11 protein-coding genes are annotated in these 12,259 nt (G+C 49.8%); 3 read left to right on the top strand and 8 right to left on the bottom strand.

Going from position 1 to position 12,259, the window contains the following annotated elements; all coding sequences use genetic code 11:
• The first annotated feature begins 104 nt into the window (after positions 1 to 104).
• Complete coding sequence (gene cfa / locus MPQ_RS06095) at positions 105 to 1,283, top strand: cyclopropane fatty acyl phospholipid synthase (RefSeq protein ID WP_013442027.1); 1,179 nt, start codon at positions 105 to 107, stop codon at positions 1,281 to 1,283.
• 368 nt (positions 1,284 to 1,651) lie between these two features.
• On the opposite strand, the gene MPQ_RS06090 is transcribed toward cfa, so the two are convergent.
• Both MPQ_RS06090 and MPQ_RS06085 read right to left on the bottom strand, forming a co-directional pair.
• The gene (locus MPQ_RS06090) at positions 1,652 to 2,923 is read right to left on the bottom strand and encodes an OmpP1/FadL family transporter (protein WP_013442026.1); all 1,272 of its coding nucleotides are present in this window, start codon (positions 2,921 to 2,923) and stop codon (positions 1,652 to 1,654) included.
• Between the two features lie 39 nt (positions 2,924 to 2,962).
• Positions 2,963 to 5,209 (bottom strand): bifunctional diguanylate cyclase/phosphodiesterase, encoded by a 2,247-nt coding sequence (locus MPQ_RS06085; protein WP_013442025.1) that lies wholly within the window; start codon positions 5,207 to 5,209, stop codon positions 2,963 to 2,965.
• A gap of 333 nt (positions 5,210 to 5,542) precedes the next feature.
• On the opposite strand from MPQ_RS06085, the gene MPQ_RS06080 reads away from it, so the two are divergent.
• Positions 5,543 to 5,869, top strand: coding sequence for a cupin domain-containing protein (locus MPQ_RS06080; protein WP_015829922.1), 327 nt, complete (start codon positions 5,543 to 5,545; stop codon positions 5,867 to 5,869).
• 165 nt (positions 5,870 to 6,034) lie between these two features.
• Here the strand turns inward: MPQ_RS06080 and MPQ_RS14280 are convergent, their stop codons facing one another.
• Positions 6,035 to 6,430: a hypothetical protein gene (locus tag MPQ_RS14280; RefSeq protein ID WP_015829921.1), complete on the bottom strand. Its 396-nt coding sequence runs from the start codon at positions 6,428 to 6,430 to the stop codon at positions 6,035 to 6,037.
• A gap of 153 nt (positions 6,431 to 6,583) precedes the next feature.
• Here MPQ_RS14280 and MPQ_RS06070 point away from each other — a divergent pair, with 153 nt between their 5' ends.
• A complete protein-coding gene (locus tag MPQ_RS06070; protein WP_041362115.1) occupies positions 6,584 to 7,045 on the top strand; it encodes a YdiL family protein in 462 nt (153 codons plus the stop codon).
• A gap of 48 nt (positions 7,046 to 7,093) precedes the next feature.
• Here MPQ_RS06070 and MPQ_RS13875 read toward each other — a convergent pair whose 3' ends face one another.
• Genes MPQ_RS13875 through MPQ_RS06045 form a run of 5 tightly spaced genes read right to left on the bottom strand, consistent with a single transcriptional unit; the run spans position 7,094 to position 12,258 of the window.
• Complete coding sequence (locus MPQ_RS13875) at positions 7,094 to 7,468, bottom strand: hypothetical protein (RefSeq protein ID WP_148225266.1); 375 nt, start codon at positions 7,466 to 7,468, stop codon at positions 7,094 to 7,096.
• A gap of 3 nt (positions 7,469 to 7,471) precedes the next feature.
• Positions 7,472 to 8,326, bottom strand: a complete 855-nt coding sequence (locus tag MPQ_RS13985; RefSeq protein ID WP_202944352.1) for a PAAR domain-containing protein — start codon at positions 8,324 to 8,326, stop codon at positions 7,472 to 7,474.
• Entirely contained in the window at positions 8,326 to 9,669 is a 1,344-nt protein-coding gene (gene tssK, locus MPQ_RS06055) for a type VI secretion system baseplate subunit TssK (protein ID WP_041362658.1), read from the bottom strand. Before tssK ends, MPQ_RS13985 begins: the two co-directional genes overlap by 1 nt.
• A gap of 37 nt (positions 9,670 to 9,706) precedes the next feature.
• Positions 9,707 to 10,168 (bottom strand): type VI secretion system lipoprotein TssJ, encoded by a 462-nt coding sequence (gene tssJ / locus MPQ_RS13560; RefSeq protein WP_304412117.1) that lies wholly within the window; start codon positions 10,166 to 10,168, stop codon positions 9,707 to 9,709.
• Positions 10,144 to 12,258 carry a type VI secretion protein IcmF/TssM N-terminal domain-containing protein gene (locus tag MPQ_RS06045; protein WP_013442018.1) on the bottom strand — a complete coding sequence of 705 codons (2,115 nt, stop codon included), beginning with the start codon at positions 12,256 to 12,258 and terminating at the stop codon, positions 10,144 to 10,146. The genes tssJ and MPQ_RS06045 overlap by 25 nt, the downstream gene beginning before the upstream one ends.
• Between the last annotated feature and the right edge of the window lies 1 nt (position 12,259).

The following is a 12,259-nucleotide window of genomic DNA, read 5'->3' as shown; positions in this document are numbered from 1 at the left end:
GTTCTATATCGCCTTGGCCGTTGCAGGCTTCAGGCAAACGCGTTCATCCAGTTCTTGTCGATGCTTAACCGTGGCGCCCTGCGCCGCCTTAGTCATGGGAGTGAATGGTTGTGCACAAGCTAACAGAAACCACGCCGTTTTTTCATCAACCATCGCGACCGCAACCTGAGCCGCCGCGGGTGATCAGCGATCTTCTGGCCGATGTCGGGCTTTCCATCAATGGCAACCAGCCATGGGATATCCAGATCTACGATGAAAAAGTCTACCGGATGATTCTGTACAAAGGCTCGCTGGGATTCGGTGTCGCCTATATGGAAGGCTTGTGGGAAGCAGAACAGCTGGATGAAACCTTTCATCGCCTGCTGAGCGCAGATCTGGATCGCAAGTTGAAAGGCTGGGCCCGTGTTCGCTTATTGACGGAAGCCGTGCGCCATCGCATCTTCAATTTGCAGTCGCAAGAGCGCGCATTTACCGTGGCCCACAAACATTACGACATCGGCAACGATGTATTCGAGGCCATGCTCGACTCCACCATGAGCTACTCCTGTGCCTATTGGGAACACGCCGACAATCTGGAACAAGCCCAGCAGCACAAGCTCGACATGATCTGCCGCAAGCTGGCGCTCAAGCCAGGCGAGCATCTGCTGGAAATCGGCTGCGGCTGGGGCGGCCTCGCGCGCTATGCGGCGGAGCATTATGGCGTGAATGTCACCGGCATTACTGTTTCCAAAGAACAACAAGCATTGGCCCAGCAACGCTGCGCGCACTTACCCGTTGAGATCAGGCTCATGGATTATCGTGATCTGCGCGGGCAGTACGACAAAATTGTGTCCGTTGGCATGTTTGAGCATGTGGGGCCCAAGAATTATTCAGTCTACTTTCAGCAGGCGCACGACCTGCTCAAGCAGGATGGGTTATTCCTGCTGCATACCATAGGCAATTATGTGACGGCGCCCAACACCGATGCATGGATAGACAATTACATCTTCCCCAATGGCAAGATTCCGTCGGCTAACGAAATTACGCACGCCATTGAAGACAAATTCATCCTCGAAGACTGGCACAACTTTGGACAGGATTACGACCGCACGCTCATGAGTTGGTGGCAGAACTTCAACGAGGCCTGGCCTACCCTTTCAGAACAATATGGCGAGCGTTTTTACCGCATGTGGCGCTATTACCTGATGTGTTGCGCGGGCTACTTCCGCTCGCGGCAAGGCCAGCTATGGCAGCTGGTATTGAGCAAACGTGAAAAGAGGCAGGTTTATCGCTCTGTCCGCTAGCGTATACGTGTCAAAAGCCAGTAGAATCGATAGATAAAAAAATACCCGCCGTTGGGGAAACGACGGGTATATAACGAAGGGTTGTGCAATACTTCTATTAGGGAATGAAAATATTGCAGAACCAATGGTATATATTTCCCGCTCATGCTCTCAGACGAGTTTGTCTGTCGACTTTGTAGGATTAGTCCTACAAGCCTTGACTGCCAATAAAACGCCATTTGAGAGCATTTATTTTTTTATGGATTATCAATTACTTAATAAGTAATGCTTACTATCCACATAGGGTTTGATAGCTAATTCTAAAAATGTAACAGTTTGTAAAAGTTTTAAAACCCCGGCTTCTCTCCGCTCATTCGTCTCATTTTTTATTAAAACCGCCTGCTCCACTGCACGGAAACAATATTGACGTCGCTGTCATAACTTCCGGTAATACGGCCATTAAAGCCGGCAGATGCACTACTTTGGTTGTCATCTATACGCGCATCCCTTAAAAACAAATGGGCATAGCCCACATCCAGACGATCCTTTTCTGAAAAGTCCCAGCCTGCGCCCAGGGTGAGCCAAAGCCGGTCATTGCCCGGAATGCGCGTGGTGCGATCACGCTCGTTCATGGCTTCTTCATCGTAAGCCAGACCGGCACGCAGCTTCCATTGCGGGTTATATCGATAGCTGACACCCAGCGAATAGCGCATGGTGTTGCGCCAGTTTTCCGGGGTCAGACTAAGCACAGTGCCGTTGCTATTGAGAATCCGCAATTCATTGAACTGGCTCCAGCGCGTCCAGCTGATATCACCCAGCAGCTCCCATTGTTCATTCACATGATGAACAGCGCTCAAGGACAGGGATTCAGGCAAATCCAGATTGGCGCTGATCTTGCCATTATTGGCCGCCAGCGCCTGTCCGAACTTCACCGTGCCCTCCAGATGCTGCACCACGCGCGAACGGTAAGTGACGCCAATGCGCGTATCGCTGGCTGGCTGATAGATGGCGCCGAGGTTAAACCCATAGCCCCAGTCATCGCCTGAAATATTGGCCGTGCTCTCACTCGTGACGAGGTTCACTGCGCGCGTCAGCTCGGCATCGGCATACATCACCGATACACCCAAGCCTAGTGACAGGCGATCATTGACCCGAAATGCCACGGCGGGGTTGATGTTGTAGGTTTTGAGTTCCGACTTCATGGCCTGAAAGCGGCCTATCCAGTCCTTGTCATATTCCGTTTTGAGGCCAAAAGGTGCGTTCACGGCAATACCAATCCGTATGTCTGGCGTGACCACATGCGAGTAATAAAGATTAGGCACCACCGCCCAGCTTCCGAGGTCACCTCCTTCCCCAGTCCCGGGCCGACCCAAGGCACTCACTGAGCCCTCGTTGTTGAAATGGCCCGATGGGCGAATGGCATGCGCCCCCACCACTAGTTGCGATTGCGGCAGATAGACCATCCCCGCCGGATTGAAATACACCGTGGTGGCATCCTCCGCACTGGCTGCGGCGCCAGCATAGGCATTGCCCATGGCGCTCACGCTTTGCTCAATCAGCGAAAAACCTGCGCCATGTGCCGCCGAGGGCAGGAGAATGGGAATCGCCACCACCGAAAGTGCCCTGAACAGCAGACCTATCGTTACCTGATTATTCCGCATAATCCCCCCGCTTTTTTATTTTAGTAAGGTGTCTGGTGTTTAAAGTGTGTGCTCAAATACCGATAACTCACTGGGTCTGCCATACAGATACCCCTGATAGGCATGGCACCCCACCTGCTCAAGAAACGCCTGCTGATACGGCTCCTCTATGCCCTCTGCAATCACATCCAGCCCCAGGTTTTTACCCATGGCGACGATGGTTTGCACAATCACGGCGCTGTCGTTTTTGGGCGCGTTGTCCTGGATCTCGCGCACAAAGCTCTGGTCTATCTTCAGCGAGTCCAGCGGCAAGCGCAGCAATAGTGAAAGCGAAGAGTAGCCTAGCCCAAAGTCATCCATGGAAAGCGAAACACCGATACTTTTGAGTGCCTGCATCTTGCTGACAATGTCATCAATATTCTGTATCACCAGACTTTCCGTCAGCTCCAGCACCAGCAATTTTTCATTGCAGCCGCTTTCCAGCAAAGCATGGCGCACTTGCTCGACAAAATCTGCCTGCCCGAACTGCATCGCGCTGACATTGACGGACAGTCGCAGCTGGCTGGTCTTGGCATGGTGGCTCCACTTGCCCAGTTGCATGCAGGCTTGCTGCAGCACCCAGTTGCCAATGGGAATAATCATGCCGGACTCCTCCGCCAGCGGGATAAACTCCCCGGGCGGCACCATGCCACGTTCGGGGTGGTGCCAGCGCAGCAACACCTCCGCACCCGTTGTCCGCAATTCGCCATCTACTTGAGGCTGGTAATAAAGCTCAAACTGGCCCAGCGACAGCGCAAATCGCAGGTCATTTTTGAGGCTGGCCCGTGAATCAATCACCGGCAGCATGCTCTCATCAAAAAAACGATAGTTGTTGCGGCCCGCCCGTTTGGTCTCATACATGGCGGCATCGGCGCGCTTGAGCACCTCTTCCACGTGCATGCCCTGACGATAAAACATGCAAATGCCAATGCTGGCAGAGCATTGATGCTTGTAATTCCCCAAGTCAAACGGCAGGCTGATATCGGCAAGAATCTTTTCGGCAATCTGGCTGGCGGTCTGGATGGCGGCGCCTTCATCGCGGCCAATGTCTTCCAGCAACAAGACAAACTCATCCCCGCCAATGCGCGCCACCGTGTCGTGGTTTCTCACGGCACGCAGCAAACGTGCCGCTACCTCTTTCAGCAGCAAATCACCAAACGCATGGCCACGGCTGTCGTTCAGGGTCTTGAAGTTATCCAGATCAATAAACATCAGGCCGCCAATGCGATGGGAGCTTCGACTATTGTTAAGCGCTTGCGAGAGCCGCTCCATCAATAGCCGGCGATTGGGCAGATTGGTCAAGGCATCAAAATACGCCAGGCGCTCAATCTCATCCTGCGCCTTCTTGTAAGCCGTTTCGTCCTGAATCAGCGAGGCAAACCCGATAATGCGGTTCTGGTCATTCTTGATGGCGGTATTGAACCATTCGCAATGAATCACGCGGCCATCACGCCGCACATTGTCATGCTGCCAATGCTGACCGCCGGCCTCATGCGCCAGCTTGCTCATGATGTCCTGCGCCATCATCTGCCCGTCGGGGGGCACAATAAAGCTCATGTGCCGCCCCAACGCCTCCGACGGCGGATAGCCGAAGATATGCTCGGCAGCAGCGTTCCATGAGGTGACCCTGAAATTCACATCCCACTCAATCACGGCAAGCGGGGTATGGTCGATATGCAGCTTCTGGCGCTGAGCCATCGCATTGATGGCCTCCTGGCTCTCGTGTGCCATGATGCGCAACACGATGTTTTCGCGTAGCCGATTGGCTAATTTAAAGCTGGCAATGGTGACATATAAGATAAACAGCAGCAGATTGACTGCCATCAGCATGGAGAAGTGATTGCCGCCCCAGAAAAACCGAGGCAAGCCCAGCAGTATCAACCCACCCGCAAAGGCATAGGCGGTAGGCTTATCGGTGGCATAGGCCATGACGGCGCCGCCGCACACCCCTGCCAGTGCCAGCGTCAGAAAAGCCTGATGCGCTGTATCGTGAGGATAAAAAAGGAAAATGCCAGACAGGCCCCAGGCAATACCGCACAACCCCGACAAGGCGCGGAACCAGTTAAGCCAGAACCCTGGAGGATAAGCATGCACAGGCGTGCGCTTGTAAACCCAGACCAGCGCCTTGCGCAAGCCATAGACAATCAGAAAAAATGTCATCCAGGCCAGGCATACCGCCAGTGGAACTACATCCAACTGCACGTACACCAGCAAACTTGCCACAATCGCCGCAAACACAAACGACCGCGTGCTACTGGCGTAGAGCATCTCCACGATTTCCAGCGTTAAATCTGAATGCTTACCCGAATATAACAATGCTTCTGGCGACGGCCGATATCCATTCCCTGACATACCCTCTCCGCACTGATCTTATTATTTTTTTACTCTTAATTAAGGTATCGTCGCATGTGCTTTTTTCTTTAATAATCCTCATGCAGACAAGTACATGCTACTCCTCTACTGCGAATACAGCACGTCATTGCTTTCGCATGAAAATCTGCACAACATGGCGTGCATAAGCACACGAGCAAGCGCAATTGCACTACCATACGCATGCGTTGCACCATGAACCACGAAAACCAGACAGGACATCACAAGCACATGAGCAAGATCATCGTTGAACACAATCCCTCCAAAGACCATCTGGCCACGCTGGGCGTCACCAAATGGCCTACCTGGAAAAAAGAAGTTTCCGTATTTCCATGGGTATTCCCCGAGCAAGAGGTAGCCTACCTGCTGGAAGGCGAATGCATCGCCACGCTGGAAAACGGTGACACCGTCAAATTCGGCAAAGGCGATCTCGTCACCTTCCCTGCTGGTCTCAAAATTCAGTGGGAAGTAAAACAGCCGCTCTACAAACACTACAAGCTTGATGGCAACGCCCTCACCCAGGTTTTCAGAAGAATCCTGCTCAAAATCAAAGGCTAAACCCAGGCTCCAAGAGCCTTGGCCTGCCATTAGGCAATAAAAAAGCCCCATGCAAGCATGGGGCTTTTTTATTGGATTACGCCTGAGTGTACTCAGTGATGCCTTACCTCAGCGCTTGATCTGCACGCGGCATCGGGTCTAACAGTGATACTCAGGCAATCCGCATTAACTTAATGTTTTCTTCTTGCTGGCAGGCTTTTTCGCTGGCGATTCTGCTTTTTGTGCCGCAGGCGTTACCGCCTCTTTCTCAGCCACGGCCTTCTTGACCGCTGCTTTGACGGCAGCAGGCGCTTCTTCCACTGCCTGCTTGGACGACTTGGCTTTCACCTTGGGCTCGGCATCCGCCTTGCTTTTAGCCTTGATGGCATGCATGCGTGCACGCCACTCATGCAGTTGCTCGTCCTCGATTTCCAGCTGAATCGCCAGGGCCTCTTCCTTGCTGAGCTTGTCTTTTTGCAGACGGCGCGGCAACTTACCTGCCATTCTGGAAAGCAAACGCTCCTGCTCTTCCGCACTCAGCTTTTTGGCCTGCTCCAAATACTCCGGACTACTCATCTTCATAACTACCCCCGATTTACATCATAAATTCAAGGGCTCAAGTCTATAGCAAGGCGCGACAGGCATGCGTTACAGTTTTGCGTCACTTTAATGACAACTCAACATCACCCCAACAAAAAAGCCTGATTCGCCCACGCAACAAGGTAAAATCACCCCATGAACGGAACCACCCTACAAGCACTCCGCCTCTCACTAGGCTACACCCCGCAAGAAGCCGCCTACATGGTCGCCGCCGTCCCCCTCGCCACATGGAAAAACTGGGAAAGCAACGCCCAGCCTATCCCCGACGAAATAGAAAATACCCTGCGCAAGCTCGTCAGCTACAAACGCCAGCTGATTGAAGAAGCCCGTGGCCAACTTCTACACATCTGCAACGTGCAAGGCATGCCCGAGTCACTCACCCTAACCTACTACGGCACCGAAACCGACTGGCTCACACAACAAGACGCCACCGCCGTGCAATGGAAACCCCACTGCATGGCCATGGCCGCCCTGGCGGAAGAGTTTCCCGTGATTGAGTTAGTGCTGTTTGACAACAACGCCTACCAAAGCTGGCTAGATGGCCGCCTGGATAGCCAATTGATGCGAGATCAGTGGGCGTCGGTGGTGACGCGATGAGATGAGTATGCAAATAAAATGGCGATTAATTTATCAAGTGCGAATTACTTAAAGAGCATCATCAGGCGCACACTCACTACTTATGCTAATTACCCTGAGTGATCTAAACTCCTCCCCTTCTGTTGTAATACGCAAGCACTTATCACCTTTAACGTAGTTGAATATACAAAAGCTTTTGTTATCTACAGAACAACTCTCAAGCTCATAAAATTTTTTATTTACAATATATTTCTCAAACCCAATGTAATCATATTCGTTTACTCTATGCATTCTCTTCGGTTGCCAACCTTTAGACAAAAGACGATTTCTTTCATTTAAAAAATATGAACCAACAGGACTCGATAAATTTTCATTTGAAAAAGAAGAGGAGTAAGAGGAATCTATCAAACTAAAAAAAATCAAAAAGAAAGATAATATTTTCATAATTTACTCTCTTGTATTGTTTTTTTTATAAAAATCCACTCTTTGGTTAAATATTTCAGAAAAATTCTCATAGGACATGTAAGGTTGTCCTTTAAATCTTCCAGGTAAATTTTTTCCTTGTGGCAAAGCAGACCATCGTTTAGAAGCAGCTGATAATGCAGTGTCCAAATCACCTTTTTTTATCGAGTCTATCACTTTTATTGATCGAAGAATCTCGACAGCAATAACATCTTGGGTCTCCGGGGAAAAATTACTCAAGCCAACTCTACCACCCATATCTTCCCATGTTGCATAGTTAATCTGATAACGCCCTGCTGCTGTGGTTTTTCCATCAAATCCAGCTCCTGGATGAGTTGAGTCATCTGTGAACCTCCATTTATCATTCACCTTACCTTTTATTGCGCCATATTTAAAATAATAATCCCCACCTTCGGCTTCGGAAATTGCGTCAAGAAACGCTTTGACATTAGGATCTTTCAATGACTCTTTGTCTTCGTTTAACCTATTGGCTTTTAATGTGGATGAGGAAATTTTCTCTTTTTTTACATTCATAATTTTTGAATCAAGAGTGCCACCTTCACCTCCATAGAAAGCACTGACGGTAGCCAGAAGACGACATCCGCATTCTGACTTATGGCCCTCCAGTGCCGCCGGGACCCCATCAATCAAACAGTTCGGCTCCCCTTCGACAATAGCATTAACGCCGTGAGGAGACCCATCGGGATATTTTTTAGGGCAATCCACTTTATCCCCTAGCCTTGCCACCGGTTTTCCGGAGATGGTGTGCGTTGGCGAGCCACTGATCACCTTGCCATCATGATCTGTTGGATCCCCCACCACAATAAACCTGCGCGACATTACCGTATCCCCCACAATTCCATCCGCAAGTCAGGTAAACGGGTTGCAACATGCAATCCAATACCACCATGTTTTTGCATGTGCTCCCAAAGCGATCCTTGTGCATCTACCTGAAAATAGACATATCCTGCATTGAACGGTATTTGACGCGGAGGTACAGGGAGTACTCGCAATGCGATCCCTGGGAGATGCAAATGAACCAGCTCCGGCAGTCGATCGGCAGGAGCAAGCTTTCCATGCGCAGTAAATTGCTTAGCCAGCAACTCTGCGGGCATATTGGCAGTCACTGCTAACACAATATTGCTGAAACTTGAAATTTCGGCAGGATCCAGACTGGCTAGATACATTCCATTTGGCTTTTGTATCAGCTCAATACTTTGGGCGCTTCTGATAAGCAGATTATTCAGCAACTCCCGCGTTTCTTCGACAAGCGCCTTGAATGTGCCATAAGGATCAATATGGTTATACGGGGGCAAATCCCGTGGACGACGGGTTTGTACGTGTATGAACGTTGACAATTCGCCAGCCATGCTACGCAGTATTGTATATATATGCTCTGGAGAACTTTCTTTTACCCTGAGCAAATGGGCTAATTGGGGTTCATAGCAATTGAGAATTTGCAAGAGCAAAAAGTCACTCACTTCTGCAGCTTGCGTTGCGCCGGTTCCCGCACTCCCGCTAAGCCGCTGCGCAAGTTGTTCAGCCCGCTGCCGGGTAGTTCCATGTAATTGCACGAGCCATTGCGTGAGCATTTCGCTCGCACCATAAATATTAATTGGGGGTATTAATTCAGTCTCTAATTCGGCGCTACCATCAGCCCTAAGAGAAATAACGCGGGCCAGCGGCAAGCCCATCCACGCACTGGTAAGCTCCTTCTGTGGAATTAGCTTGAGCCGCAAATAGCCCAACTGTACAGTTTTTGGTCCCTGCCCAATTGAGTTGGAGTCCGTCAACTCCGTATCAAAAACCGAATTTCGAGCAACAGAGCCATTCATATCGTCAAACGATGTCTCCTCACCGTTTGGAACACGGATAGGAAGTGCCAAATAAATAGTTTGTCCCAAATGCTCCTGCAATATGGTCAAAGGAGCTGGTGTTGGTGTCTGAACTGGTACATCAAATGGTGTACCGTCAGCATAAATCCCGCTCGCTTTCGCAAGCACAAGCTTGCCCAACGTCAATGCTTCATTGTCGATATCATAGTGACTGAATCCCCAATAAAAAGGTGATAATGGCTGACACCGTTTATGACTGAATGTCTCAAGGTATCGCTCTTGCTGCTGAAACAACTGAGGACGCAGAAACAGCCCCTCACTCCACACCACTTTGTTTGTCCAGGACATGATTATGTTTTCTGATAAACACCCTCTGACCAGAGAGCTATTGTTCGACAAGAATGACGCCTTGGGGCATCATCTGAATATTTAGTTTGGCTTTGTTTGATGGAATAAGCTTTCGATACCAAGCTTGTTCTGGCGCTTCCTTTAGCTTGTAAATAGCACGCCAGGTTACCTTTTCGAGTTCGCGATAACCAGCCAAAACACCCACAGCGACTGTTTGCGATTTACTATCTCGTTCGATTATTCTTGATTCACCAGGTTTTAAGATGAATTCGTCTTTGGCAAGCATATCGCTTGCCAGTAATGTTTTATCGGAGCTATCAAGAGTAAAATAATCGGCATCCATAAAAGATGATGTATCTTTTAACTCATATATCCGGACTTTAATCGGCGAAGCTCTCCCACTCTGATCTGGATTAACATCTGAAGAAACCTCGATCTTCATAGTTAACTTTGTTGGCTCTTTAGCCTCATCGGCTAATGCACTCGCAAATGGACATATACAAGATCGGCACGCTCTTTGATTGGTTCAGCGGCATAAAGCCCGTAAAGGTAAGCAATAGATGGGTCGGATAAATCAAGATCATGGAATTGAGGTAACAACCGGCTCTCGGTCAGCACATCGTTTACTTTGGAAACATCTGCCTTACCAAGCAGTTGTCCAACCTCCTTCGCCAGCGAATCCGTTTTTGTACTGATAGCTGCAAGATAGTCATGATTACGCTCATAGCTACCCATCAAACCTAGCGTTAACCAGAAAAATATCATCAGGACCAGTGCATGGCCCACCAAGCGTAGCAGCCGTAATCTCGCCTCCCACTTAAGATTCGGCTTAACCAAGTGCGCTTCAGGGAAAACAACACGTATCAGGGCATCCGCAATGAAGTAGCTACGCATCCCAGTGACTGCATTTGCGCGCATGCCTGACTCAGGTTGCTGCTTACCTGAGATTTTCCGGGTTATGTTGGAAAGAGCCTTTTGCAAACGTGGGATTAATGCGCGATGATCTGCCACAACATCTGGAGACATATTCTGCATGGCGCTGGTGAGATAAACGCCTCTCAGCATATGCGTCAGCTGTGTAGTATCAAAACGCGAATCAGAAAACACCGCGTCCAGCAGTTCAATCAGTGGTGGTTGCAATGCGGAAAATTCATGCGGCAGCATATAAAGCGCCTGACGTCGATCCAATTCAAACTCTTCTTGCAAGCGCAAAGCAACCCCATCCTTCAGGCGCTGATGCAAATGCCCTAACTCCTGCTCCAGCAACTGCGATACTGCAGGAGCCTGCTGACCTCCAGATACAGCACTCTTTTTGCGAGAGGTAAATGAACCGGACTTTGTTTCCTGCCATGGCAAAGTGAACCCCCATACCTGAGCGCGTCCCTCGCTGGTCAAACTACTGAAATACTCACTGAACCCTGAAAGCGTGTCCGATTTTGTCAAAAGCACATACACGGGGAAACGTATTCCCAGCTCATGCCGCAACTCTGCAAGTCTCGCCCGAAGATTGGCGGCATGCGCCATCCGCTGTGAGCTATCCGATGAGAGCAGCTCAGCCACATCCACGACTAATAAAGCACCATTTACAGGCGCACGACTGCGTGTTTGTCGCAAGACGCCAAGAAATCCCAGCCACTCTGCCCGGTTTTTTTCTTGTGGTGAAAAATTAGGCTCTTCAGGTTTTTTCTTTTGCGCCTTTTTTTTCTTATCATCTTGATCAGAATCAGTTTCCTCTGACTTTTCTGCAATGTTGACTTGCGAAGCAGTCGTTGAAGATGCAGCCAAGGCAGCTGACTTACCGTCATTCTGATCCGTGTAGCGCCCTGATGTATCGATCAATACCGCATCATTGGTAAACCACCAGACACAATGCTGGGTGCCAGTATTGTTTGCCAGCGTTTGTTTTGCACTAACAGCCTCCGGTTGCTCTGAACTGGGAAAACTCAGACCTGAGTTAAGCAAAACCGTGGTCTTGCCTGCACCAGGATTACCAATAATCATGTACCAGGGTAATTCATAAAGGTAACGCTTACCCTCTACCACTCTGCGCAAGGTGCGCCAGAATGAGCCGGTATTTCCCGCCATGCTTATGTGCATCATTTTTAATTGGGAAACGGCCTTGCGGGCCAGTTGGCCGATGGCTTTTATTTCATTCTTTGCGGGGATATGCTTACCCTCGTGATTCGGTAGCATCTTTCGCGCGAAGGCTTCATCGTTGCGCATTAATTGCCACAGAGAATACAAAGCCCAAATGCCATACAAAAGCAGGATAACCAATATGACTGTCACCCTGACACTTACGGGAGCAAGAGGGTTGACATGACCAATAGAAAGCAAAGGCCCGGCATGCCATACGCTCAAAAGCAATACAGCAACAGCTACAGGACTTTTAGGCCACTCCAATAAAGTCAGAACCACCAGTATGCCCAGCAGCAAAATAACGGTGATCCGCATGGCAGCAGAAGACAATGGGTACATTTCCCCAAAGGCGAGCAATGGCCCCAGAAACCAAATAGCCACCCCCACGAGCGCAAATGCCAAGAAAGCCAGAAATGACTTCAGGATCGGAGAATTGAAGAACTCTTGCATG

Origin of the sequence: Methylovorus sp. MP688 (genome assembly GCF_000183115.1) — a bacterium.
Taxonomy (GTDB): domain Bacteria; phylum Pseudomonadota; class Gammaproteobacteria; order Burkholderiales; family Methylophilaceae; genus Methylovorus; species Methylovorus glucosotrophus.
The sequence above is the reverse complement of the archived record's forward strand: the minus strand, read 5'-3'. Positions and strand labels throughout refer to the sequence as shown.

What these genes read in the sequence shown, in the direction of transcription:
- MPQ_RS13985 (WP_202944352.1), bottom strand. Translation starts at nt 8,326, where the DNA reads ATGTCGCGCAGGTTTATTGTGGTGGGGGATCCAACAGATCATGATGGC.
- MPQ_RS14280 (WP_015829921.1), bottom strand. Translation starts at nt 6,430, where the DNA reads ATGAAGATGAGTAGTCCGGAGTATTTGGAGCAGGCCAAAAAGCTGAGT.
- MPQ_RS06090 (WP_013442026.1), bottom strand. Translation starts at nt 2,923, where the DNA reads ATGCGGAATAATCAGGTAACGATAGGTCTGCTGTTCAGGGCACTTTCG.
- MPQ_RS06080 (WP_015829922.1), top strand. Translation starts at nt 5,543, where the DNA reads ATGAGCAAGATCATCGTTGAACACAATCCCTCCAAAGACCATCTGGCC.
- MPQ_RS06085 (WP_013442025.1), bottom strand. Translation starts at nt 5,209, where the DNA reads ATGCTCTACGCCAGTAGCACGCGGTCGTTTGTGTTTGCGGCGATTGTG.
- MPQ_RS13875 (WP_148225266.1), bottom strand. Translation starts at nt 7,468, where the DNA reads ATGAAAATATTATCTTTCTTTTTGATTTTTTTTAGTTTGATAGATTCC.
- MPQ_RS06070 (WP_041362115.1), top strand. Translation starts at nt 6,584, where the DNA reads ATGAACGGAACCACCCTACAAGCACTCCGCCTCTCACTAGGCTACACC.
- MPQ_RS06045 (WP_013442018.1), bottom strand. Translation starts at nt 12,258, where the DNA reads ATGCAAGAGTTCTTCAATTCTCCGATCCTGAAGTCATTTCTGGCTTTC.
- tssK (WP_041362658.1), bottom strand. Translation starts at nt 9,669, where the DNA reads ATGTCCTGGACAAACAAAGTGGTGTGGAGTGAGGGGCTGTTTCTGCGT.
- cfa (WP_013442027.1), top strand. Translation starts at nt 105, where the DNA reads ATGGTTGTGCACAAGCTAACAGAAACCACGCCGTTTTTTCATCAACCA.